At 67.1% G+C, this 23274-nt stretch carries 20 protein-coding genes; 13 read left to right on the forward strand and 7 right to left on the reverse strand.

All coding sequences use genetic code 11. The annotated features are described in order from the left end of the window. Positions 1-208 (reverse strand): hypothetical protein (locus C666_RS20825; RefSeq protein ID WP_211206755.1); only part of this gene is annotated, 208 nt, incomplete at its 3' end. Between the two features lie 73 nt (positions 209-281). Between C666_RS20825 and C666_RS14230 the strand changes: the two genes are divergently transcribed. Further along, positions 282-602 (forward strand): c-type cytochrome, encoded by a 321-nt coding sequence (locus C666_RS14230; protein WP_004341444.1) that lies wholly within the window; start codon positions 282-284, stop codon positions 600-602. Positions 603-671: 69 nt separating this feature from the next. On the opposite strand, the gene C666_RS14235 is transcribed toward C666_RS14230, so the two are convergent. Beyond that, positions 672-1202 carry a cytochrome b gene (locus C666_RS14235; RefSeq protein WP_004341447.1) on the reverse strand — a complete coding sequence of 177 codons (531 nt, stop codon included), beginning with the start codon at positions 1200-1202 and terminating at the stop codon, positions 672-674. Between the two features lie 89 nt (positions 1203-1291). Further along, positions 1292-1738 (reverse strand): cytochrome c-550 PedF, encoded by a 447-nt coding sequence (gene pedF / locus C666_RS14240; RefSeq protein ID WP_004341448.1) that lies wholly within the window; start codon positions 1736-1738, stop codon positions 1292-1294. 244 nt (positions 1739-1982) lie between these two features. Here pedF and C666_RS14245 point away from each other — a divergent pair, with 244 nt between their 5' ends. Together C666_RS14245 and C666_RS14250 are read left to right on the forward strand one after the other, a co-directional pair. Next, the gene (locus C666_RS14245; protein ID WP_004341451.1) at positions 1983-4028 is read left to right on the forward strand and encodes a sigma-54-dependent Fis family transcriptional regulator; all 2046 of its coding nucleotides are present in this window, start codon (positions 1983-1985) and stop codon (positions 4026-4028) included. Between the two features lie 197 nt (positions 4029-4225). Next, positions 4226-6286 (forward strand): EAL domain-containing protein, encoded by a 2061-nt coding sequence (locus C666_RS14250; protein ID WP_004341453.1) that lies wholly within the window; start codon positions 4226-4228, stop codon positions 6284-6286. Positions 6287-6417: 131 nt separating this feature from the next. Here C666_RS14250 and C666_RS14255 read toward each other — a convergent pair whose 3' ends face one another. The 4 genes from C666_RS14255 to leuA form a co-directional block, all read right to left on the reverse strand. Continuing rightward, on the reverse strand, positions 6418-8853 hold the full coding sequence (locus C666_RS14255) for a TonB-dependent siderophore receptor (protein WP_004341455.1): 2436 nt from the start codon (positions 8851-8853) through the stop codon (positions 6418-6420). 123 nt (positions 8854-8976) lie between these two features. Continuing rightward, complete coding sequence (locus C666_RS14260; protein ID WP_004341457.1) at positions 8977-10110, reverse strand: FecR family protein; 1134 nt, start codon at positions 10108-10110, stop codon at positions 8977-8979. A 7-nt stretch (positions 10111-10117) separates the two neighbouring features. Beyond that, a complete protein-coding gene (locus C666_RS14265) occupies positions 10118-10672 on the reverse strand; it encodes an RNA polymerase sigma factor (protein WP_245603945.1) in 555 nt (184 codons plus the stop codon). A 214-nt stretch (positions 10673-10886) separates the two neighbouring features. Next, positions 10887-12596: a 2-isopropylmalate synthase gene (gene leuA, locus C666_RS14270; RefSeq protein WP_004341461.1), complete on the reverse strand. Its 1710-nt coding sequence runs from the start codon at positions 12594-12596 to the stop codon at positions 10887-10889. Positions 12597-12766: 170 nt separating this feature from the next. Between leuA and C666_RS14275 the strand changes: the two genes are divergently transcribed. From C666_RS14275 to C666_RS14320, 10 genes are all read left to right on the forward strand, one after another. Beyond that, positions 12767-13237 (forward strand): Lrp/AsnC family transcriptional regulator, encoded by a 471-nt coding sequence (locus C666_RS14275; protein WP_004341462.1) that lies wholly within the window; start codon positions 12767-12769, stop codon positions 13235-13237. A gap of 346 nt (positions 13238-13583) precedes the next feature. Continuing rightward, positions 13584-14345, forward strand: coding sequence for a molybdate ABC transporter substrate-binding protein (gene modA / locus C666_RS14280; protein WP_004341464.1), 762 nt, complete (start codon positions 13584-13586; stop codon positions 14343-14345). Between the two features lie 2 nt (positions 14346-14347). Beyond that, positions 14348-15034: a molybdate ABC transporter permease subunit gene (gene modB / locus C666_RS14285; RefSeq protein WP_004341465.1), complete on the forward strand. Its 687-nt coding sequence runs from the start codon at positions 14348-14350 to the stop codon at positions 15032-15034. Beyond that, positions 15031-16113, forward strand: a complete 1083-nt coding sequence (gene modC / locus C666_RS14290) for a molybdenum ABC transporter ATP-binding protein (RefSeq protein ID WP_245603946.1) — start codon at positions 15031-15033, stop codon at positions 16111-16113. The genes modB and modC overlap by 4 nt, the downstream gene beginning before the upstream one ends. A gap of 80 nt (positions 16114-16193) precedes the next feature. Then, complete coding sequence (locus tag C666_RS14295; RefSeq protein ID WP_028792362.1) at positions 16194-17288, forward strand: substrate-binding domain-containing protein; 1095 nt, start codon at positions 16194-16196, stop codon at positions 17286-17288. 90 nt (positions 17289-17378) lie between these two features. Continuing rightward, a complete protein-coding gene (locus C666_RS14300) occupies positions 17379-18176 on the forward strand; it encodes an enoyl-CoA hydratase-related protein (RefSeq protein WP_004341468.1) in 798 nt (265 codons plus the stop codon). 153 nt (positions 18177-18329) lie between these two features. Beyond that, positions 18330-18824 (forward strand): heavy metal-responsive transcriptional regulator, encoded by a 495-nt coding sequence (locus C666_RS14305; protein WP_004341469.1) that lies wholly within the window; start codon positions 18330-18332, stop codon positions 18822-18824. Between the two features lie 101 nt (positions 18825-18925). Beyond that, positions 18926-19135, forward strand: coding sequence for a heavy-metal-associated domain-containing protein (locus tag C666_RS14310; protein ID WP_004341470.1), 210 nt, complete (start codon positions 18926-18928; stop codon positions 19133-19135). Positions 19136-19202: 67 nt separating this feature from the next. Then, a complete protein-coding gene (locus C666_RS14315) occupies positions 19203-21410 on the forward strand; it encodes a TonB-dependent siderophore receptor (protein WP_004341471.1) in 2208 nt (735 codons plus the stop codon). After that, complete coding sequence (locus tag C666_RS14320) at positions 21397-23169, forward strand: ABC transporter ATP-binding protein/permease (RefSeq protein WP_211206756.1); 1773 nt, start codon at positions 21397-21399, stop codon at positions 23167-23169. The genes C666_RS14315 and C666_RS14320 overlap by 14 nt, the downstream gene beginning before the upstream one ends. Positions 23170-23274: the final 105 nt, after the last annotated feature.

Here is a 23274-nt window from a genome sequence, read left to right on the forward strand (position 1 = left end):
GATGCTCGACCACTACCAGCAGACAAAGAACCTCCTCGTCAGCTACAGCGAGAACAAACTCGGGTTCTTCTGAGCACCATCCCGCCTCCGTGCCGCAGCCGGCGGCGCGCGGGCCACGCTTTCTCCCCCATCTCACGAAAGTGAGCTTCCGGGCGGCCTTTGCGCCGCCCCTTTTTTTGCTGCCGGGCCGTTCCAAAGCAAAAAGCATCCCCTTGGCGAGCAGCGTGGGGGATTCTTACCATCGGGCGCCGCCGGGCGCCGAATCATCGAGGAGACGAAGAATGAAGAAACGGGTCGTATTCTGTGTGGCGGTCGGCGTGCTGGCATCGGCGCCGGCGGCCGCGTCGCTGGACATCGTCAAGAAGGCCCGCTGCGTGGCATGCCACGCGGTGGACAAGAAGATGGTGGGGCCGTCTTACCGCGACGTGGCGGCAAAGTACGAGGGGCAGGCGGATGCCGCGGCCGTGCTCGCGAACAAGGTCCGCAGTGGCGGTTCGGGGGTGTGGGGGGCGGTTCCGATGACGCCCAACGACGCGGCCAGGATCAGCGACGAGAATCTGAAGGCGGCCATCGAATGGATTCTGGCCGGGGCGCCGGACTGAGCGGGGGTGGGCGGTGCAGGCACACCTGTTCCATATTGGAACAGGTGTGCCGGTTTGGAGCAGGGTCGTTCAGCGCCGCCGTCCGGGCAGCATCCTGTGCAACACCGGCACGCCCTGCAGCCAGTGCAGGATGACGGCGGCGATGTGCATCAGGATCAGTGCCAGCAGCGTCCACGCGAACACGGTGTGGGCCGTGCCGAACAAGGCGTTCAGGCCTTCGTCCGGCCAGCCCGCCTTCGGGATGAGATAGCCGAACACACGCATCGGATAGGGCGTGAAGCTGCTCGACAGATAGCCGCTCAGCGGGGTGAGCGCCAACAGCAGGTAAACGGCGCGATGGCCGTTGCGTGCCAGGCGCCGCTGCGCCGGGCTCAGGCGCCCGTCGGCTGGTGGCGGATGCAGCCTGCGCCACGCCAGGCGGAGCGCGAGCAGCAGAAGGGCCATGATGCCGAGGGATTTGTGCAGGGCGATCGTGGCGCTGCGTTCCGGGCCGCGCGGCAGGTCGTCGATCGACAGGCCGATGACGAACAGCGTCGCGATCAGCGCGGCATGGACCCAGTGCAGCGAGATCGCGCCCGGGTCGTAGCGTGCGGGGCTCATGGGGTCGTCTCCTGGTGAAACCGCCCCCTGCCGCGCCGATCGCGCGGCCGGGGGCGGAGCGGGCCGGGTGCCGCTGCTTGCGGCGGCGGTCACTGTTCGACGACCGTCTCCAGCCAGGCGCGGATGGCCCACATTGCTTCCTGGGACAGGATACCTTCGAACGGCGGCATGTAGACCCGCCCGTCGCGGCTCGCACCGTGGCGGATGCGCTGCATGAAGATCTCGTCGCCCTCGGCGTCGACGGGCAGGTAGCGCAGGTCGGGTGCGATGCCGCCCGAGACGGCGCCGAGGCCGTGACAGCGTGCGCAGTTCTGGTTGAATGCGGAGTCGCCGATGCGGATCGCCTCGGTGTCTTTGCTGTAGGGGTTGCGTTCCAGCCAGGCTTCGCCGAGGGGCTTCAGGGTGGAGACATCGACGGCCTGGGGCACGACGTCTCCATGTGCGCAAGCCAGCGACGTCCCCCCGGCGAGCAGCAGGGCGAGCGCCGCCTTGCGAAGGGCCTGGATGCTTGTCTCCTTTTTGTATTTGCTTTCCACTTTGCAGTTCCTCATGGCTGATATCGAAGCGCGTTGGATTTCGATGTACCGGCGGATCCGGTTGAGGGGTACTCTGCAAGCGGTGTGCCATCGTGGTCGGCACCGCAGTGTGGCAAGGAACTTGCTCACGAAACGCAACAGGTCCCGGATGGCGGTTGCTGCGATTCGAGGCAGGTGCTAAGTTTTGAGACAGCCCCGCATCACAAAAAATACGATTGAGCGGGGAGACAAGGAGGAGGGAGTAATGGGTCAGCTTTTGCCCGCTGGCGGCCGCGAATTGCGCGTGACCGAGGCGCGACGGCGGTTCTTCGAGGAAGGCGCCTGCCCGGACGGTGTGTTGCCGACCGAGGTCTTGCGGTCCTGGCTGCGCTGCCGCGATGCAGGTGTCGACTACCAGGCCAATGGCCGTGGCGACCCCGAAGGCCGCAGTGGCCTTGCCGATGCCCGCGAACGCAGCGAACTGCTGCTCAACAACGCCAGTGGCGTCATGGAACACGTGTTCGAGCAGATTCGCTCCTCGGGCAGCATGGTCATCCTGGCCGACAGCCAGGGCATGATCCTGCACAGCCTTGGCGACCCGGATTTCGTCGGCCGGGCGCAGCGCGTCGCCCTGCAGCCCGGCGCCTTGTGGAACGAGGACATGCGCGGCACGAACGCGATCGGAACCGCGCTGGTCGAGGCGGCGCCGGTCGAGGTCATCGGCGCGGAGCATTTCCTCGACCGCAACGGCATCCTGACCTGCAGCGCCGCGCCGGTGTTCGGCCCGGAGGGCGGGGTCGCGGGCGTGCTGGACATCTCCGGCGACAGCCGCAGCAACCAGCGCCATACCCTCGGCCTCGTCCGGCTCGCCGCCCAGCTGCTGGAAAAGCGCCTGTTCGAAATTCAGCATGCGCGCGAGATCCTGGTCGCGATCCATACTCGTCCGGAGTGTATCGGCGGACTGCAGGAGGGCTTGCTGGCGGTCGCGCAGGACGGGCAGGTGGTGGGGGCGAACGGCATCGCGCGGGCACTGCTCAAGCAATTGCCCGTGAGCCTGGAGGGGCTCGATTTCTCCGCCGTGTTCCGGCTCTCCTTCGGTGCCTTCATGGACCGCTGCGCGCGCGACCCGCATGCGCTCCAGGCCCTGGATCTGCGCGCCGGCGAGCGCATCTTCTCGCGCCTGCGCGCCGCGGGGCCCCTGGTCGGCATGTCCCGTGCCGGTGCGCGGGCCGACGCCGGCGAATCCGCCGCGCGCACACAGCCGGGGCAGCCTGCGAAGCGCTGCAACAGGCACAGCGGCGAGATCACGCTGGACTGCCTGGCCACGGGCGACCCGCGGCTGCAGCTCGCACTCGACCGCGCGGCGCGGATCACCGGCAAGGACATCCCCCTGCTCATCCAGGGCGAATCGGGTGTGGGCAAGGAGTTGTTCGCCCGCGCCTTCCATTTCTCCGGCCCGCGCAGCGACGGGCCGTTCGTGGCGCTCAACTGCGCCGCGATCCCCGAGAGCCTGATCGAGTCGGAACTGTTCGGCTATGTCGGCGGGGCCTTCACCGGCGCCCGGCGCGAGGGCGCCATCGGTAAGATCCAGCAGGCCCACGGCGGGACGCTGTTCCTCGACGAGATCGGCGACATGCCGCTGGGCATGCAGGCGCGCCTGCTGCGGGTGCTGCAGGAACGCTGCGTGACGCCGATCGGCGGGCAGCGCCAGATCCCGGTCGATATCTCGCTCGTCTGCGCCACCCACCGCATGCTGCGGGACGCGGTGAAGGCCGGCATCTTCCGCGAGGATCTGTATTACCGGGTCAATGGCCTGACGGTCACCGTGCCGCCCCTGCGCGAGCGTTCCGACATCCGCTCCATCGTCGCCAAGATCCTGGAGGTCGAGCTCGGCGATACGCCGCGGGCCGGGCAGGTGCGCATCAGCGAGCAGGTGCTGGACTTCGTCGAGAACTACCCCTGGCCGGGCAACGTCCGGCAACTGCAGAACGTGATCCGGGTGGCCGCCGCGCTGCTCGACGACGACGAGACCGAGATCCTGCCGGTCCATTTGCCAGAGGAACTGTTCGGCGCCGATCCGATGGACGATGCCGAGAGCGGCCGGCAGCAGGCCGCGGTTCCGGCCGGGGGGGCGGAGGCCGCGGCGGCGGCGCTTGCCTCGCCATCCATGCCGGCCCGCAGCCTCGACGAGATCGAGCTCGAGGCGATCGCGGCGGTGATGCGCGAAGTCAGCGGCAACGTCTCGGCCGCCGCCCGCAGGCTCGGCATCAGCCGCAACACGCTCTATCGCAAGATCGGCCGCATGCACTGAGCCATCGTCCGGACGCCGTTCGGCCTTGGCTGCGGCCGGGCGGCGGACCAAACGCAGAGGGCATTTTTTCGCCCCGGCCCGTGACCTAGCTCACGCCGCACGCATTGCGTGCGTATTGCATGCTTGCCACGCGCGGCGTTGCGGGAAATGATGCCATCAATGAACTTTTGGTGGCCGTTCGAGCTTTGCAGACCACGATGACTCCCGATGTCGAGCCCGGTGTGGCCACGGCGGTATTTTCGAATGCCCGCGAGGGCATTCTGGTGACCGATGCCCAGGGCATCATCATCGATGTCAATCCGGCTTTCACCCGCATTACCGGCTACACGCGCGAGGAAGTGCTCGGCCGCAATCCCCGCATGCTGCGTTCCGATCGCCATTCGCGCGCCTTCTATCAGGCCATGTGGCGCAGCCTGCTGGCGCATGGCCATTGGCATGGCGAGGTCTGGAACCGGCGCAAGGACGGCGAGCTGTTCGCCGAACTGCTCAGCATCAGCGCGGTGCGCGACGGAGGCGGGCGCGTGCACCGCTACGTCGGCTTCCTGTCGGACATCACGCAGCAGAAGGAGCACGAGCGCCAGCTCGAACACATCGTGCACTACGATGTGCTGACCGGACTGCCGAATCGTGCGCTGTTCGCCGACCGCCTGCAGCAGGCGATGCTGCGCGCCAACCGCAGCGGCATGCCGCTGGCGGTCGCCTACATCGACCTCGACGGCTTCAAGACGGTCAATGACCGGTACGGCCGCGATGCGGGTGACCAGTTGCTGACGGTGATTGCCGCGCGCATGCGCAAGGGGCTGCGCGAAAGCGACACGCTGGCGCGCCTGGGGGGCGACGAGTTCGTCGCGGTACTCTGTGACCTGCCGGACCAGAACAGCAGCCGTTTCCTGGTGTCGCGCCTGCTGGCGACGATCGCCGAGCCGGTCGTGGTGGACGAGCAGTCGCTGCAGGTGTCGGGCAGCGTCGGCGTCACGACCTTCCCCCAGCGCGACGAGATCGAGGCCGACCAGTTGCTGCGCCAGGCGGACCAGGCCATGTACCAGGCCAAGCTGGCGGGCAAGAACCGCTACCACCTGTTCGATGCCGAGCAGGACCACGACCTGCGCAGCCACCACGAAAGCCTCGAACGCATCCGCCTCGGATTCAGCCGGCAGGAATTCGTGCTCCATTACCAGCCCAAGGTGAACATGCGCAGCGGCGAGGTGATCGGCGCCGAGGCGCTGATCCGCTGGCAGCATCCCGAGCAGGGGCTGCTGCCGCCTGCCCGCTTCCTGCCGGCGCTCGAGCATCATCCCCTGGGCATCGCGCTCGGCGAATGGGTGATCGACACCGCCCTGGCACAGATCGAAAACTGGCGGGACCAGGGCCTGCACGTGCCGGTCAGCGTCAACATCGCCGCCAACCACCTGCAGCGGCCCGATTTCGCCCAGCGGCTGGCGACCCTGCTGACCCTGCATCCCGGGGTGGAGCCGGCGATGCTGCAGCTCGAAGTGCTCGAGAGCAGCGCGCTGGCGGACATGAGCCACGTCGCCGAGGTCATGGGCGCCTGCGTCCGCCTCGGCGTGGGTTTTGCGCTCGACGACTTCGGCACCGGCTATTCCTCGCTGACCTATCTCAAGCGCCTGCCGGCGCAGATGCTGAAGATCGACCGCAGCTTCGTGTACGACATGCTGCACGACGCCGACGACCTCGCCATTCTCGATGGCGTGCTCGGCCTGGCGCGGGCCTTCCGCCGCGGCGCGATCGCGGAGGGGGTCGAGACGGTCGACCATGGCGAACTGCTGCTGCGCCTGGGCTGCGAATGCGCGCAGGGCTACGCCATCGCGCGGCCGATGCCGCCCGAAGAACTGCCCGCGTGGGCCGCGGCCTGGGAGCCGCCCGAGCGCTGGACCCGGCAGCGCCATGTCGGCACCGAGGCCAGGAACCTGCTGTACGCCGGCGTCGAGCATCGCGGCTGGATCATTTCCATCGGCAGGTACCTGGAGGGCGAATCCGACGTGCCGCCGGTGCTGGATCCGCACCAGTGCGCTTTCGGCCGCTGGCTGGATGGCGTGATCGCCGATCCCTACGCTCTCGGCGGCGATCGCCTGCAAGCGCTCGACCTCCTGCACCAGCAGGTGCACGCGCTTGCCGCCGAGCTCATCGAGTTGCACCAGCGCGGCAGGGGTGACGAGGCGCGCGCCGGTCTCGCCAGGCTGTATGTCTTGCGCGACCGCACCATCGAGATGACGGAATCATTTCTGCAGGCGTTCTGACTGGCTGGCCACCCCGGCGGCCGAGTGGGTGCAGGGGGCACGAGCGCGGGGCTGGCCGGGGAAGCCGTTGGAGCGGCCGGATGGCCGAAACCATCCGGTCGCCTGAGCGGCAGTCATCGCGGCGGAATGCGTCAGAACTGGTATTTCAGCGTGGCGTACAGGTTTCGCTGGGCGCCATAGTCGTGGAAAGCCGGATTCGTCCGATACGTCTTGTTGAAGGCGTTGTTCAGATTGACGATCAGGCTCAACCGTTCGTTGAAGGCATGGCGCGCCATCAGATTGACGACAATGTAGGATTCTTGGGTAACGTGCTGGCGTATGTCACGAGCGTACCCGTCGTCGTGAATCTTGCTTTGCCAATGGATACCGCCGCCCAATGTCAGACCCGGTATCTTTTGCAGGGCATAGGTGCTGAACAGCTTGAACTGGTGAATCGGGCGAATAGTGTTCAGGCGCTTGCCATCGCTGTCGCGGGAGATGACGCGGGTGTATCCGCCTTGCAGGTTCCAGCCGGGCATCAGTTCCCCCGCCATCTCCACTTCCCACCCCTTGGTTCCGGTATCGTCCTTGGCGATATAAGCCTGATTGCCATCGGGAGTGGTCTTGCCCGTGTCCTCGACGGCCAGATTATCCTTGCCGGTCTTGAACATCGCCACGCTGGCATTCAAGCGACCGCCGAACCATTCCGCTTTCAAGCCGAGCTCCCGGTTGGTGCCCTGCTCCGGATCGAGCAGATCGCCACTGGCATCTTTGACGGATTGCGGTTTGAAGATCTCGGTGTAGCTGCCATATACCGAGATTTGCTTGGTTAGGTCATAAACGACCCCGGCGTAGGGGGTGAACTCGTTGCTGTATTTTCTGTCGTCACCCACATTGCCACCGGGCATGCTCGTTCTTTTGTAATGCCAATTGCTCCAGCGTCCACCGAGAATGACCGAGAGGTTCACGCTTGCCTGCAGACGTGTTGCGAGATAGAGGCCGGACTCCTTCGTCTGCTCTCGGGTATACGATCCGTTCTTGGCCGTGATGGCATCCCAGTCCGGTTCCACGTATTGCGGGACGCCATTAACGATGGGCATTCCGATCGGGAATTCGATGCCAAAGAAATCAGGGCGATTTTCATATTCATAAGAGGACGCGTTGAACCCGGCGACCAGATCATGCCGCTTGCCGAACAATGTGTAGCGTCCACTCAGCCGGGCATCGAGGGTGTCCACATCGGATTCGTATCCTGTGCGGGCCATGACGCCCCATGAGGTCGTATTGCCCGGATCGATCCCATTGACGTAGGCCCTTTTGACCACGGGTGTTTCGCGTTTGGAATGGCCGTAATTCAGCCTGACCTGCCAGTCATCGTTGAACCGGTGTTCCAGACTCAGGGAAGCCGCCTGCCTTTTCTGGTCCCACAGGCCCCATTCGGGAATGCCGCTGTCGTGTCGGGAAAACGGTGTCGGCGTGCCATCGGTGTAAATGGCGTTCAACCCCTGGTTTTCCAGTGCGTTGCTTTTTTCCCGGGCATATTCGAAGGCCAGCGTCAGCGTCGTTTTCTCGCTCAGATCCGCATCCAGCACACCGTAGAACAGATGGCGATCTCCCTTGTAGCGGTCGTACCAGGATTCAGATTCATCGTAGGCGGCGACGAGGCGGCCACGCAGCGAACCGGCAACGTTCAACGGACCACCGATGTCGGCTACGGCACGACGTTGATCCCAACGGCCAAGTCCAAGCTCCAAGGATCCCTGGAAGTCGTTCGTCGGACGTTTGCGCATCACGTTGGCGCTGGCGCTGGGATCCCCCGCACCGGTCAACAGGCCGGTTGCGCCCCGTACGACCGCCACCGAGTCGTAGATGGCAGCGTCCAGCGATGCCGTGCCTGTGTAGTCATAGCTGGTCAATGCCCTGGCGGAAGTGGGTACGCCATCGATCTGATAGCTATCGACGGCGTAGCCGCGGGAATAAATTCGTTGATATCCACCGATGACGGGTCCCATCCGTTGCACGTGGATACCGGGGGTTTGCTCGACCGCATCCGTCAGGGATTTCAAACCCTGATCATCCATGCGCTGCCGCGTGATTACAGTGACCGACTGTGGTGTCTCGCGCAGCGACAGATTCATCCCCGTCGCCGCGTTGGTGGTGCCGGTGGTGTAGGCGCCGGTGCTTTCGGTGAGGCCGTCCCGCAGCGCATCCGCGGTCACGCGCACTGCCGCCAGCGTCGGGCCGGTGGACGAGGAAGGCGACGGCGCCTGGCGGACGGTGACCTTTCTTCCGGCCATGGTGGCCACCAGGCCGCTGCCGGCCAGCAGGCGGTCGAGCGCTTCGCGCGCCGTCAGCGTGCCCGATATGGCGGGGGCGATTCTGCCGGCGACCAGCGCGGGCGGGAAGAGCAGCTGCAGGCCGGCCTGGCGGGCGAGTTCATTGAGGGCTTGTCCCAGCGGCTGGGGGGCGATCGAAACATCGAAGACGCCCGCAGGTGCGGCGGGCTGCGCCCTGGCCGGGGTGTTGAGGCCCATTGCCAGGGCGGTAGCGATGGCCAGGGGGGCGAGGATGAGGCGCGGTTGCCGCATGATGTATCGGATCTCCGGAAACAGTAGTTGAAATGAGAAGCACTACTGGTGGAGTCGTACGAGACCGCAAAACCCTCACGTGCCGGATGCGGATTTTTCAGTTTTTTTCGCGGGGCCGCAGGTTCAGCGCGCACGCACGATTTCCGTCCTGCCGCTCCGCCGTTCCAGCCGCACCGGCAGCAGCTCGGGCAGGGCCTGGGCGAAGAGGCCGATTTGCCCGAGGTCGAAACTGCCGCCCAGGCGCAGTGCGGCCACGGCCGGATCATGCACGACCAGGCCGGTATCGCCGTAGCGCTCGAATTCGGCCAGCGCCTGCGCGAGGGTGGTGTCGTCGAAGCTGACGCGCCCTGCGCGCCAGGGGGCCACGCCGTCGGCCGGGAGGCTGACGACGGGCGCCAGACGCCCGGCCTCGTCGGCTGAAACCCCTTGGCCGGCAGCCAGTTCGACCGCTTCCGCAAGGTGCCACGCCGCGCCGCCGGGCGCTTGGTGCCCGGCCGTGGATACGCGGACCCGGCCGGACTCCACGGCGACGACTGTCTTGCCCGCGTCCAGGCCCGACTGCGTGTGCCGCACCGAAAAGCGTGTTCCGACGACGGAGATGCGCACGGCGTCCGTGAGTACCTCGAAAGGCTGTGCCGGATCGCTGCGTACGGTAAACATGGCCTGGCCGTCCGCCAGCCGGACTTCGCGCCGCTGCCGGTACAGGCGCACCTCGGCCTGCGTGGCGGCGTCGAGCTGCAGGGTGCTGCCATCGGGCAGGGTGACGTTCAGGCGCTGTCCGCGTTCGGTGGCGTAGAGGCGTTCGAAGGTGGGCTGTCCGAGCCAGTGATCCCAGCCGATCCAGCCGCCAAGCACCAGGGTGGCGATGGCGGCGGCGCTTGCCGCCTGCGGGAGGAAACGGCCCAGGCCCAGCAGCCAGGCGCGACGACCGGGCGAGGCGGGGCGGGATGGTACCGCCCGGGCCGCCGGCGTGGCGTCCGGCAGGCCGGCCTTGAGCGCCCGCACCGTGCCTTCCGGTAGTTTGCGCACGCGGCCGAAGCTCTGCTCCAGGCCGTCGTAACAGACGGCATGGGCCGGGCTGGCGGTAAGCCAGGCCTGGAACTCGGCTTCGGCGGCGGCATCGAGGCCTTCGTAGCGGCGCGTGGCCCACAGCGCCGCTTCCAGCTCCGCCGCGCCCTGCGCGCGCGCGTATTCCGCGAATTCGCGCGCGTCCGCATCGTTTGCCGTCGGATCGTGGGGAGGGGCCTGTGTCTTCATCGGCGGTTCATCCTGTCCGGCCGTCCTGCGGACCGGGGTGCCCGAGGAGTTGCCGCTCGCAGTCGCGGCAGGCCAGGCGGCCACGAGCGATGTGCTTTTCGACCATGCTGACGGATGTGCCCATGTGCTCGGCAATCTGCGCGTAGGGCAGGCCGTCGAATGTGTGCAGGATGAAGGCCTCGCGGCAACGAGGCGGCAGTGTTTCGATGGCAGCCGCGTAGGCCTCGATGGCCCGCATGGAGGCCACCATCGCGTCGGGCTGCTGGTGGGCGGGCAGTTCCGGCTGTTCGGCTTCGGTCAGCGCGTCGATGTCGGCGTGTTCGCGCACGCGGTCGCTCCGATATAGGTCCACCATGATGCGGCGCGCGGTCTGGTAGAGCAGCGCGCGTGGCTCGGCGATCGATGCGCTGGATTGCTGGATCGCCAGGAGGCGCGCATAGCTTTCCTGCACGACATCGGCCGCAGCATCGCGATCCTTGACCATGCGGGTGCAGAAATTCAGCAATTCTCGGTAGTAGCGGGCAACCACGGGCGTCCACGGCCATTGGAAGGGCGTCCCCACCAACAGGCTGGCGGCGCGCCAGGGCGGCTGGCCCGGCGCGCCGAAAAGATGGGAATCGTTCCCATTATCTGCGACACGCGTGCTGCTTGGCTATGGCCAAAGACAGCGCCGATACTTGGCGCAAGGCGGCTGCGCCGCGCGTGATGGCCCGGCGATAAGAAAAACCGGCCGCGAAGGCCGGTTCTTTCTTTCATGCCCGCGGCCGCGGGCGCCGTCAGGCGGCGCGGGCCACCGGCTCGGTGACGAGCGCCGGCTGCAGCCGGTTCACCCCGCTGACGATGGCGCGGATCGAGGCGGTGATGATGTTGCCGTCGATGCCCACGCCGTAGCGGTCGCCGCCGCTGCCAGCCTGCGTCAGTTCGACGAAGGCGCAGGCCTGGGCGTTGCCGCCGTCCTCGCTCGCGGTGGTCGAGCGCTCCTCGAAGCTGCGGACCTGCACGTCGATGCCGGCGCCGCGCAAGGCGTGCACCGCGGCGTCGATCGGGCCGTTGCCTTCGCCGACGAGCAGGTGCTGCGTGCCGCCGACCTCGACCATGAGGCGGATGCCCTGGGCCGCGCCATGTTCGAACAGGTGGTGCTCGACGTAGCGCACGGGTTCGGCGGCGTCGAGGTAGGTGGCGCGGAAGAGATCCCACAGCGCGCCGGCCGACATCTCGCCGCCGGTGGCGTCGGTGACCTGCTGCACTTCGCGCGAGAACTCCACCTGGAGCCGGCGCGGCATGACGATGCCGTATTCGGCTTCGAGCAGGTAGGCGATGCCGCCCTTGCCCGACTGGCTGTTCACGCGGATTACCGAATCGTAGTTGCGGCCGACGTCGGCGGGGTCGATCGGGAGGTAGGGCACGTTCCACGGCGCATCCGCCTTGTGGGCGGCGAATCCCTTCTTGATGGCGTCCTGGTGGGAGCCGGAGAAGGCCGTGAATACGAGATCCCCCACATAGGGGTGGCGTGGGTGGATGGGCAACTGGTTGCAGTATTCGACCGTGCGGGCGACCGCGTTGATGTCGGAGAAGTCGAGCCCCGGCGCCACGCCCTGGGTATAGAGGTTGAGCGCGAGGGTGACGATGTCGACATTGCCGGTGCGTTCGCCGTTGCCGAACAGGCAGCCTTCGACGCGGTCGGCGCCGGCCATGATGCCGAGTTCGGCGGCGGCGACGCCGGTGCCGCGGTCGTTGTGCGGATGGAGGCTGAGCACGACGCTGTCGCGGCGGGCGAGATTGCGGTGCATCCACTCGATCTGGTCGGCATAGACGTTGGGCGTGGAGACCTCGACCGTGGCCGGGAGGTTGAGGATGACCTTGTCGTCGGGCGTCGCGCCCCACTCGGCGGTGACGGCGTCGCAGACTTCCCGGGCGAAATCGAGTTCTGTGGCGGAGAAAGTCTCCGGGCTGTATTCGAGCGCGATCTCGGTGCCGCACTCGGCCTTGATCTCGGCGGCGATCTGCTTGATGAGGCGCACCGCCGACACGGCAAGCGCCACGACTTGCGGCTTGTCCATGCCGAACACCACCTCGCGGAATGTCGGCGACGTGGCGTTGTAGACGTGGACGATGGCGCGCTTGGCACCGCGCACCGAATCCATGGTGCGGCGGATGAGATCCTCGCGTGCCTGGGTGAGCACCTGGATGGCGACGTCCTCGGGCACGTGGCCGCCTTCGATGAGATGGCGCACGAAGTCGAAGTCGGTCTGCGACGCGGACGGGAAGCCGACCTCGATTTCCTTGAAGCCGATGTCGCACACGGTGCGGAACATGCGCATCTTGCGCTCGACGTTCATCGGTTCGAACAGCGCCTGGTTGCCGTCGCGCAAGTCGGTGCTCATCCAGATCGGCGCCTTGTCGATGACCTTGCCGGGCCACTGGCGGTCGGCGAGGCGGACGGCGGGGAAGGGGCGGTATTTGGCGGCGGGGTTCTGCAACATCATGGTGCGATCCTCGTGGGCATGGCGTGATTCGATGGACGAAAGTCTACGCGCCTGGCCGCGGCAGACGATTGCGTTGTTGCAGTGCGGGAGGGTGTTTTTGCGCAGAAAAATTCACTAAACGATGTTTTGGTGGAATGATCTGCCTAGACGATTAAAACCAGGGATCGATCATGCAACTCGACCGCTACGACCGGCAGATTCTCGAAGTGCTGCAGCACGACGGCCGCATCAGCAACCAGGATCTTGCCGACCGCATCAGCCTGTCGCCATCGTCCTGCCTGCGGCGGCTGCGGGCGCTGGAAGAGTCCGGCCTCATCCTCGGCTACCGCGCGCTGCTCGACGCCAAGAAACTCGGCCTGTCGCTGATGGCGCTGATCCACATCTCGATGGACCGCCACACGCCCGAGCGCTTCACCCATTTCGAAGGCGAAGTCGCAAAGATTCCGCAGGTGCTGGAATGCCTGCTCATCACCGGGCAGGACGCCGACTACCAGTTGAAGGTGGTCGTCGCCGACATGGACGGCTACCAGGAACTGCTGCTCAACCGCATTACCCGCATTCCCGGCGTGACTGGCGTGCATTCGAGCTTCGTGCTGCGGCGGGTGATCGACAACACGGCGGTGCCGGTGGCGGCGGGCTGATCGATGCCTGTCTGGTGTCCTGCACGAGCACCCGCCAGACCTGAATTTCGTCACCGTCCAAGCGGTGGTAGATGGCAAAGGGAAAGCGCTTCGCCAAGCTGCGGTAGTAGCCGAAGTGCTGCTTATGGACACCCGAGGTGCGCGACGCCGCGGCCGCGATCGACACATGCTGCGATCCGACGGTCGCGCCCTGCTGCCGCTCAGGGTGCAAAGAATGGCCTCTCGTTCGATTGAGGGGGTGAGAGCTCGCCAAAGTGATCGCTTCCGGTTGGGCTGCACGCAGATTCCCCTGTATCGACAGAGTTGCTAAACTCGTTATTCGAATTTGGAATAGCGAGTCCCGACGATGAAATCCCACGCTTCCATCCCCGCCGTTTCCCTTCTTTGTGCCGGTCTGTTGTTCGGTGCGCCGCTGCATGCCGCCGATGTCAGTGTCGCGGTGGCGGCGAACTTCACCGCGCCGATGCAGAAGATCGCCGAAGCCTTCCAGAAGGACACCGGCCACAAGCTCGTGCTGTCCTTCGGCTCGACGGGCAAGTTCTACGCCCAGATCAAGAACGGGGCGCCCTTCGAGGTGCTGTTCGCCGCCGATGATGAAACGCCTGCCCGCCTGGAGCGTGAGGGCGATGGCGTCGAAGGTACGCGCTTCACCTACGCCATCGGTAAGCTGGTGCTGTGGAGCAAGCAGCCCGGCTTGGTCGACGAGCAGGGAGAAGTCCTGCGCCAGGCCACGTTCGAACGTATTGCGCTGGCCGATCCCAAGCTCGCGCCTTATGGCGCGGCGGCCATGCAGACGCTGAACAAGCTCGGCCTGGCCGACAGCCTGGCCAGCAAGTTCGTGCAGGGCGAGAACATCGGCCAGACCTACCAGTTCGTCGCCACGCAGAACGCACCGCTGGGCTTCGTCGCCCTGTCGCAGGTGTTCGCCGACGGGCGCATCACCGAGGGTTCGGCCTGGATCGTGCCGGACGAACTGTACGAGCCGATCCGGCAGGATGCGCTCGTCCTCGGCAAGGGCAAGGGCAATCCGGCCGCGGCCGAGCTGCTGGACTACCTGCGGGGCGATACGGCGAAGGGCATCATCCGGTCCTACGGCTACGCGCTCTGAGCATGGCGGTGCTCGACGACGGCGCCTGGCAGGCGATCTGGCTGACGCTCGAGCTGGCCGGCCTGACGACGGTGCTGCTGCTCGTCATCGCCACGCCGCTGGCGTGGTGGCTGTCGCAGACGCGTTCGCGCTGGCGGGCGCCGATCGGCGCCCTGGTCACCCTGCCGCTGGTGCTGCCGCCTACGGTGCTGGGCTTCTACCTGCTGGTCCTCATGGGGCCGCAGGGCCCGCTCGGGCAACTGACCCTGGCGCTGGGCTGGGGCACGTTGTCCTTCACCTTCACCGGCCTGTTGATCGGCTCGATCGTGTTCTCGCTGCCGTTCGCCGTGCAGCCGATCCAGCATGCCTTCGAGGCGATCGGGCCGCGGCCGCTCGAAGCGGCCGCCACGCTGCGCGCCAGCCCGCTCGACGCCTTCTTCACCGTCGCGCTGCCGCTGGCGCGGCCCGGCCTGCTCACCGCCGCCATCCTCAGCTTTGCGCACACGGTCGGCGAGTTCGGCGTGGTGCTGATGATCGGCGGCAACATTCCAGGCCAGACGCGCGTCGTGTCCACTCAGATCTACGGCCACGTCGAGGCGATGGAGTACGCCCAGGCGCACTGGCTCGCGGGTGGCATGGTGGCGTTCTCGTTCGTGATCCTGCTGTGCCTGTCGCTGCTCAAGCGCGGCGGCGGGAGTTTCGTGCGGTGAGCGCGGACATGAACCGGGTGCGGCTCGGCCTGCCGCGGGCCGAATACGATCTCGATGTCGATCTGGCGCTGCCCGCGCGCGGCATCACGGTGCTGTTCGGGGCTTCGGGCTCGGGCAAGACCAGCGTGCTGCGCTGCGTGGCCGGGCTGGAACGCGCGCGCGAGGGCTTCGTCCGCATCGGCGGCGCGGTCTGGCAGGACGATGCCGGCGGCGTCTTCCTGCCCACCTGGCGCCGGTCGCTGGGCTACGTGTTCCAGGAGTCCAGCCTGTTCGAGCATCTGGACGTGCGGCGCAACCTCGAATACGGCCTGCGCCGCGCGAAGGTGGAGGGCGGACGGGCGGCGCTGGACGAGGCGATCGAGCTGCTCGGGATTCGCGCGCTGCTGGCGCGCCGGCCCGCCCAGCTGTCCGGCGGCGAGCGCCAGCGCGTGGCCATCGCCCGCGCCCTGGCCACGCGTCCGCAACTGCTGCTGCTCGACGAGCCGTTGGCCTCGCTCGACCTGCCGCGCCGGCGCGAGATCATGCCCTGGCTCGAACGCCTGCGCGACCAGCTCGCCGTTCCCATGCTCTACGTCACCCATTCGATCGACGAACTGAGCCGCCTCGCCGACGAAGTGGTCGTGCTCGACAAGGGGCGGGCGCTTGCCGCGGGGCCGGTCGGCGCCGTGCTGGTGCAGGGCGACCTGCCGGTGCTGGCGGGCGAAGAGGCGGCGGTGGTCGAAGGCGTCATCGTCGAACGCGATGCGCGCTGGCATCTGGCCAGCGTCCGCTTCGACGGCGGCAGCCTCTTCGTGCGCGACGGCGGCCTCGAAACCGGCTGCCGGGTCCGGCTGCGCGTGTTGGCGCAGGATGTCAGCCTCGTGCTGGACGCGCCGCAGCGCAGCAGCATCCAGAATCACCTGCCCGGCATCGTCGACGCGGTGCTGGCTGATTCGCATCCGTCGCAGGCATTGGTCCGGGTCCGCTGCGGGGCGCAGGTGCTGGTGTCGCGCGTCACCCGCAAATCCGTCGACGAGCTGGGGATACGGCCCGCGCTGCCGGTGTGGGTGCAGGTGAAGTCCGTGGCGGTCGTCGCCTGACCATGGAAGCGGTCGGCACGAGACCCGCGCGCGACGGGACCGAAACCAGGCCCTCGGGCGATGCCGCCCAGGTGAATGCCATGCACAGGATCAGCCTCAACTACGTTCTCGGCGCCGATGCCGCGCCCGCCCTGGTGCGTAATTCGCTGCTCGATCTGCTGCAGGCGGTGAGCGAGGAAGGTTCGATTTCAGCCGCGGCGCGCCGCCTGGGGCTGTCCTACCGCCACGTATGGGGCGAACTCAAGCGCTGGGATGCCGAATTCGGCCGCGCGCTGATCCACTGGGAAAAAGGGCATGCTGCCCGCCTGACGGACTTCGGCGCCAAGCTGCTGTGGGCCGAACGCCAGGCCCAGGCGCGGCTGCTGCCGCAGATCGAGGCGCTGCGCGCCAACATCGAACGCGCCTTCGCCGTCGCATTCGACGAATCTGCCCACGTGCTGACCTTCTTCGCCAGCCACGACGAAGCCTTGATCGCACTGGGCGAGCAGGCGCGCGCGCAGCGCCTGCACCTGGACATCCGCTTCACCGGCAGCGTGGACGCCATCCGCGCCCTGAACGAGGGCCGCTGCGAGATGGCGGGCTTCCACACCCGCATCCAGCCGGCGCACGGCTCGCTGTCGCAGCGTACCTACAAGCCCTTGCTGCAGCCCGGGCGCAACAAGCTGATCGGCTTCGCCCGCCGCACGCAGGGGCTGATCGTCGCGCGCGGCAATCCGCTTGGCCTGAGGACGCCGCACGACCTCACCCGCGCCCGCGTGCGCTTCGTCAACCGGGCGCTCGGCAGTGGTTCTCGCGTGTTGCTGGACGAACTGCTGGCGGAGGCGGGCATTGCACCCGAGGCGGTGCGCGGCCACGACAGCGCCGAGCCGTCCCACGCCGCGGTCGCGCACGCCGTCGCCACGGGGACCGCCGACGCGGGTTTCGGCATCGAGGCCAACGCGCGCGTGCGCGGCCTGGATTTCATCCCGCTGGTCGAGGAGAACTACTTCCTCGCCTGCCTCAAGAGCAGCCTCGAACAACCCGCCACGCAAGCGCTGCTGGCCCTGCTGCGCATGGCGGAATGGCAGCGCCGCCTCGCCGGCCTGCCCGGCTATGCGCCGATGACCAGCGGCGAAGTGCTGTCGATGACCCGGGTGCTGCCCTGGTGGCGCTTCCGCACGCCGCGCGTGCGCTGAAGTCGCGCTCCCCGGCCCGGTAGACCCGGCACCGACGATCCGCGCATCATCACGGTTCCAGACCATGATGAATGCCCAGGAGACGACCCGATGGACCTGCCCCGACTGACCGATGCCCTGCTGGCCGTCGATGCGCGTGTCGCCACGCTGACCTTCAACCGCGACGACCTGCGCAACGCCCTGACCGGCTCGGCCCTGATCGACGACATCTGCGCCGTGGCCGAATGGGTGAACCGCTGCGACGACATCTCAGTGCTGGTGATGACGGGCGCCGGCGCGGCGTTCTCGTCCGGCGGCAACGTCAAGGACATGGCCGAGCGCGGCGGCGACTTCGCCGGCGGTGTGGCCGAGGTCGCCACCCGCTACCGGCGCGGCATCCAGCGCATCCCGCTGGCGCTGCAGGCGGTCGAAGTGCCGGTCGTCGCCGCGGTGAACGGCCCGGCGATCGGCGCCGGCTTCGATCTCGCCAACATGGCGGACATCCGCATCGCATCGACGAAGGCCAAGTTCGGCGAGACCTTCCTCAAGCTCGGCATCATCCCCGGCGATGGCGGGGCCTGGTTCATGCAACGCCTGATCGGCTACCAGCAGGCTTTCGAACTGACGCTGTCGGGCCGCATCGTCGATGCCGCCGAAGCGAAGCAACTGGGCATCGTGCTGGACGTGGTCGAGCCGGACGAACTGCTGCCGCGCGCGCAGGCGCTGGCCGCCCGCTTCGCCGCCCAACCGCCGAAAGCCCTGCGCCTGACCAAGCGCCTGATGAAGATGGCGCAGCGCATGGAGCTGAAGGATTTCCTCGACCTGTGCGCGGCCTTCCAGGGCATGTGCCACAACGAGCCGGAGCATCTGGAAGCGGTCAATCGAATGTTGGCCGCGCAGCGGCGCTGATTTGCGCCCGGCAGGACGGCGGCCCGGCCGCCGTCCTGCCTTCGCCGTATTCCGGTGCCATCCGGAGCAGCACCGTAAAACGGGAAGTTGCTGATTTACTTATCAATAATAGTTCGTTGACTCTGGAGTGCGGTCCGTTCGTAAGCTCGGCTTATGAATACCCGCAGCCATACCTCCCACTTCACGATAGGCACGCTGTCCCGCGAGACGGGCCTGCCGGTCGACACCTTGCGCTACTACGAGCGCGAGGGCCTGCTGCCGGCGCCGCGCAGGCGTGCGTCCGGATATCGCGAATATGACGAAGAGGCAGTCAAGCGGGTGCGCTTCATCCTGCGCGCCAAGGCGCTTGGCTTCAGCCTCGACGAAATCGCCGACCTGCTGAACTTCTCGTCCGATCCCGAGCATGGCGTGGAAGGCGTCAAGGACAGGGCCAGCGCGCGCCTGGCGGAAATCGAACGGCAGATCGCGCACCTCGATGCCATCCGCCAGCGGCTGACCCGGCTGGTGGCCGCCTGCCCCGGCAGCGGCTCGCCGGCGTGTTGTCCGATCCTGGCCGACATCCGGGCCGAGGTGCCGGATGCCGCCCCGGCCGCACCGTCATGCTGCGGCAGCAGCGCCGCAGGCCATACCGATACGAAAGGAACGTGAGCAGGGCAGATCGCGCCGCCGGCTGATGGCCTGTGGTCCGACGTGTCCGGTTTTACACCGGTTTCATCACTGCAAACCCGAAATATGACAAGGAGATTTTCATGAGTTCGATCGAACTGACCGTGGATGGCATGAAGTGCGGCGGCTGCTCCGGGCGCCTGAAGCGTGTGCTGGAAGGCAGCGACGGCGTCCTCGCGGCCGAGGCGGCGCACGAGACCCGGCGCGTCACCGTGGATTACGACGCAGGGCGCACCGATCCGCAGGCGATCCGGCAGCGCATCGAGGACAGCGGCTTCTCGGTGGTGGCCTAGGCCGCATCCCGAGCATCACGCGGCGGGGCCGCGCCGCATGTACGGCAACACATCCAGGGAGTCACCCATGCTACACGCGAAAACATCAAACAAGAAAACCCGCTCCCATCCATCGCCGCGCGCCTTGCCGCGCCTGCGCCTCGTTGCGTCACTGTTGCTGATGGCGCAGGCCCAGGCGGGACTGGCGCAGCAAACGGACGAAAAGAGCGCGGACGAGCCGAAGCTGCTTTCCCCGGTGGTGGTCAAGAGCGGCGCCGTCGAAGAGGGCTATGTCGAGAGAGCCGCGGTCGGCAGCAAGGAGCCCCTCACTGCGCGGGAGATTCCCCAGTCGGTCTCCGTGATCACCCGCAAGCAGATCGAAGACCAGGACATGGCCACCGTCACCGAGGCGATGCGCCAGGCGACCGGCGTCAACGTCATCGCCAACGACACGGTGAGCAACCAGTATTTCGTCCGCGGCTACGGGCTCGGCGTCATGTACGACGGCGTGCCCTCCTACAACGGCATGACGCCCTCGCACCAACTCGACCTGGCCGCGTATGAGCGCGTCGAGGTGCTGCGCGGGCCGGCGGGCGTGCTGCGCGGCTCCGGCGAACCCGGCGGCGTGGTCAACTTCGTCAAGAAGCGGCCGCGGGACACGTTCGGTTTTTCCTGGGAGGCAAGTGCGGGGTCGTGGGACAACTACCGCGCCGCGGGCGACGTCACCGGGCCGTTGAACCAGGATGGCAGCCTGCGCGGGCGGCTGGTGGTTTCCAATGAGGACCGCCGCTATTTCTACGACCACACGCAGAGCAAGAAATGGCTGGGCCTGGCCGCCTTCGAATACGACATCAGCCCGCGCACCACGCTGTCGCTGTCCTTCGCCGCGCAGGACCAGGACGTGGATGCGCCGTGGTCCGGCCTGCCCGCCATCCGCAATCTGGCCGATCCGGACAACGGCGTGTATCCGCTGCTGGACGTGTCGCGCTCCACCTTCCATGCGCCGGACTGGGGCAGGATGAGCTACAAGACCGAGGAAACCACGGCCAGCGCCGAGCACCGCTTCGACAACGGCTGGGTGGCCAAGGCGGTGGTCAATCACCGCAAGCAGCACCAGTACTACAAGTACGCCTTCGTCGGCACGGGCGTGCACCCGGTCACCAACCTGGTCGATTACTGGAGCCAGCGCGGCGACTACGACTACACCCGCGACGGCCTGGACCTGTATGCCAGCGGCCCGTTCGAACTCCTGGGGCGGACCCACAATTTTCTCGTCGGCTGGAACACCGAGGTCTACAACAGCAAGGGGAAATTCGCCTGGGGTCCTGATTTCTTCGATGTTCCATTCGGCGACACCAGCAGCCTGGTCGAGCCGCACATCGATTACGCCTCCGGCAGCGAGAACGAAACCAAGCAGCACGGCCTTTATTCCCAGGTGCGCCTGAGCCTCGCCGACCCGCTGACCCTGGTGCTGGGCGCGCGCACCACCACGTTCAAGGCCAAGTCCCGCAACCGGGCGCCGTCGAACCCCACCGCGTGGCGCGACGGCGCCGAGGCCGACAACGAGATCACGCCCTATGGCGCCCTGCTGTTCGACCTGAACCGCAACCTCACGCTGTACGGCAGCTATACCAGCATCTTCGCGCCGCAGACGCAGGAGAAGGCCGACGGCGGCACGCTGGACCCGCGCACCGGCCACCAGTACGAACTGGGCGGCAAGGCCGAGTTCTTCGACGGCAAGTTCGCCGCGTCGCTGGCCGCCTTCAACATCCGCGACGAGGACCGCGCCTACGCCGATCCCGCCTATCCGACCTCCAGCTTCTATCTCAACGCCGGCGAGATCGAGAGCAAGGGCTGGGAGGCCGAAGTCGGCGGTTCGCCGCTGCCGGGCCTGGACCTGACCGCCGGCTATACCCGCCTGACCACACGCTACCTGAAGGACCGCAGCAGCCAGGGGAAGAGCTACTCCATTGCCTCGCCCAAGCACCAGTTCAAGCTGTGGGCCAACTACCGTTTCGCCCAGGACAGCGATCTGGCCGGCTTCAGTGTGGGGCTCGGCCTGCTGGCGCAGAGCAGCACGCAAAGCTCGCGCGGCTGGCGCGACCAGTTGCTGAACAGCGGCTACGGCGTGGTCAACGGGCGCATCGCCTACCAGATCGACAAGACCTACTCGCTGAGCCTGCTGGTCAACAACGTGCTCGACCGCAAGTACTACGCCTCCGTCGGCACGCCGAACATCTACAACTTCTATGGCGAACCGCGCAATTTCCTCCTGACGCTCCGTGCCGCGTACTGAGCCGGACCACGCCCGGGCCGCCGCCGCGCCGGCGCTCGGGCAACGGGAAAACACCCCGCCAGCCTCGCGGCGCGCCCGCCTGGGCGCCGCCTGGCGTCTGGCCCGCGCGTACTGGATGTCGGAGGACCGCTGGCCGGCACGGGGGCTGCTCATGCTGGTGATCGCCTTCGATCTGCTGATCGTGTACCGCTATACGCGCCTCAGCTACTGGCAGAAGGACTTCTACGACGTGCTGACCAATTACGACGTCGATGCCTTCTACCAGCGCCTGCTCGAGCTGGCGGTCATCGCCACGGCCGGCATCATGCTGGACGCTGCCCGCACCTACACCGCGCAATACCTGGAAATACGCTGGCGCAACTGGATGACCGACGTTTTCCTGGGCCGCTGGTTTTACGGCAGGGCCTACTACCGCTTCGAGCGCGGCCACGGTGCCGACAACCCCGACCAGCGCATCGCCGAGGACCTGCGCCTGATGGCCAGCAATACTCTGGAGCTCGGCCTGGGCCTGTTGAGCAACATCGTCACGCTCGCCTCCTTCGCAGTCATCGTCTGGGGGCTGTCCGGCACGCTGTCGCTGGCCCTGGGCGGCACCACGCTGGAAGTGCCCGGCTACATCTTCTGGGCGGCCGTGCTGTACGCCGTAGCGGGCTCGTGGGCGATGGAGAAGATCGGCGGGCGTATGGTGACGATCGACTACACCCAGCAGCAGCGCGAGGCGGACTTCCGCGTGCTGCTGGTGCGCGTGCGCGAATACGCCGAGCAGATCGCCTTCTACCGCGGCGAAAAGGCAGAGGAAACGCGCCTGCGCGATTCCTTCCAGGCCATCCGCGCCAACTGGCGCGAGATCATGACCTACACCAAGCGCATCACCATCGCCGACAGCTTCTATACCGAGGTCGGCGCCATCGTGCCCACCTTGCTGGTCGGGCCGCGCTACTTCGCCCACCAGATGACCTTCGGCGACTACATGCAGCTCGGGCAGGCCTTCATGCGGGTGCGCGTGTCGCTGTCGTGGTTCATCTACAAGTACAAGGAACTGGCCCTGCTGCGTTCGGTGTACCGGCGCCTGGTGGAGTTCGAGCGCGTGCTGGCCCATCCGTCCGACGCGCGGACGCTGCTCGAGCCCGCGCCGGATGCCACCGCGATCGAGGTGCGCGGCCTGCGCCTGCGGCTACCCGACGGCAGTGCGCTGGGCGACACCCTGGACTGGCGCATCGCGCCCGGCGAACGCTGGCTGATCCGCGGCCCTTCGGGCGTGGGCAAGAGCACCCTGCTGCGCGCGCTGGCCGGGCTGTGGCCGCACGGTAGTGGCGAGATCGCCATGCCGGCGGGGCGGGAAATGTTCCTGCCGCAGCAGAGCTACTTGCCCGTCGGCTCGCTGCGCGCCTGTCTGTGCTACCCCGGCGACGCGCAACGGTTCAGCGTCGACGAATGCATCGCGGTGCTGCACGCGGTGCGGCTCGAAGCCCTGGCCGGCGAGTTGGATGCGTACGACAACTGGGCCAAGCGCCTGTCGCCCGGCGAGCAGCAGCGCCTGGCCTTTGCACGTGTGCTGCTGCACAAGCCGGTGTGGCTGTTCCTCGACGAGGCCACGGCCTCGCTCGACCCGCGCAACGAGGCGCTGCTGTACCGCTTGCTGATCGAGCGCCTGCCCGGCCTGACGCTGGTCAGCGTGGCCCACCGCGAAAGCCTCGCGGTTTTCCATACCAAAGTGCTGGAGCTTGCCGATGAACGCGCACGCATTGCCGATCTCTGACATGCCCGCAGGCGGGGCGCCGCGTGCCGCACGGCGGTGGTTGTCCGCCCCCGGCGGAGCGCGTGCCCGGCCGGAGGCGGCCGTCGCGCCAACGGCGGCTGCCGG

It is taken from the genome of Thauera linaloolentis 47Lol = DSM 12138 (genome assembly GCF_000310205.1).
GTDB lineage: Bacteria > Pseudomonadota > Gammaproteobacteria > Burkholderiales > Rhodocyclaceae > Thauera > Thauera linaloolentis.

Excerpts from the sequence above, each read along its gene's own strand:
- C666_RS14230 (WP_004341444.1), top strand. The coding sequence starts at position 282 with ATGAAGAAACGGGTCGTATTCTGTGTGGCGGTCGGCGTGCTGGCATCG.
- C666_RS14235 (WP_004341447.1), bottom strand. The coding sequence starts at position 1,202 with ATGAGCCCCGCACGCTACGACCCGGGCGCGATCTCGCTGCACTGGGTC.
- C666_RS14245 (WP_004341451.1), top strand. The coding sequence starts at position 1,983 with ATGGGTCAGCTTTTGCCCGCTGGCGGCCGCGAATTGCGCGTGACCGAG.
- C666_RS14250 (WP_004341453.1), top strand. The coding sequence starts at position 4,226 with ATGACTCCCGATGTCGAGCCCGGTGTGGCCACGGCGGTATTTTCGAAT.
- C666_RS14255 (WP_004341455.1), bottom strand. The coding sequence starts at position 8,853 with ATGCGGCAACCGCGCCTCATCCTCGCCCCCCTGGCCATCGCTACCGCC.
- C666_RS14260 (WP_004341457.1), bottom strand. The coding sequence starts at position 10,110 with ATGAAGACACAGGCCCCTCCCCACGATCCGACGGCAAACGATGCGGAC.
- leuA (WP_004341461.1), bottom strand. The coding sequence starts at position 12,596 with ATGATGTTGCAGAACCCCGCCGCCAAATACCGCCCCTTCCCCGCCGTC.
- C666_RS14275 (WP_004341462.1), top strand. The coding sequence starts at position 12,767 with ATGCAACTCGACCGCTACGACCGGCAGATTCTCGAAGTGCTGCAGCAC.
- modA (WP_004341464.1), top strand. The coding sequence starts at position 13,584 with ATGAAATCCCACGCTTCCATCCCCGCCGTTTCCCTTCTTTGTGCCGGT.
- modB (WP_004341465.1), top strand. The coding sequence starts at position 14,348 with ATGGCGGTGCTCGACGACGGCGCCTGGCAGGCGATCTGGCTGACGCTC.
- C666_RS14295 (WP_028792362.1), top strand. The coding sequence starts at position 16,194 with ATGCACAGGATCAGCCTCAACTACGTTCTCGGCGCCGATGCCGCGCCC.
- C666_RS14300 (WP_004341468.1), top strand. The coding sequence starts at position 17,379 with ATGGACCTGCCCCGACTGACCGATGCCCTGCTGGCCGTCGATGCGCGT.
- C666_RS14305 (WP_004341469.1), top strand. The coding sequence starts at position 18,330 with ATGAATACCCGCAGCCATACCTCCCACTTCACGATAGGCACGCTGTCC.
- C666_RS14310 (WP_004341470.1), top strand. The coding sequence starts at position 18,926 with ATGAGTTCGATCGAACTGACCGTGGATGGCATGAAGTGCGGCGGCTGC.
- C666_RS14315 (WP_004341471.1), top strand. The coding sequence starts at position 19,203 with ATGCTACACGCGAAAACATCAAACAAGAAAACCCGCTCCCATCCATCG.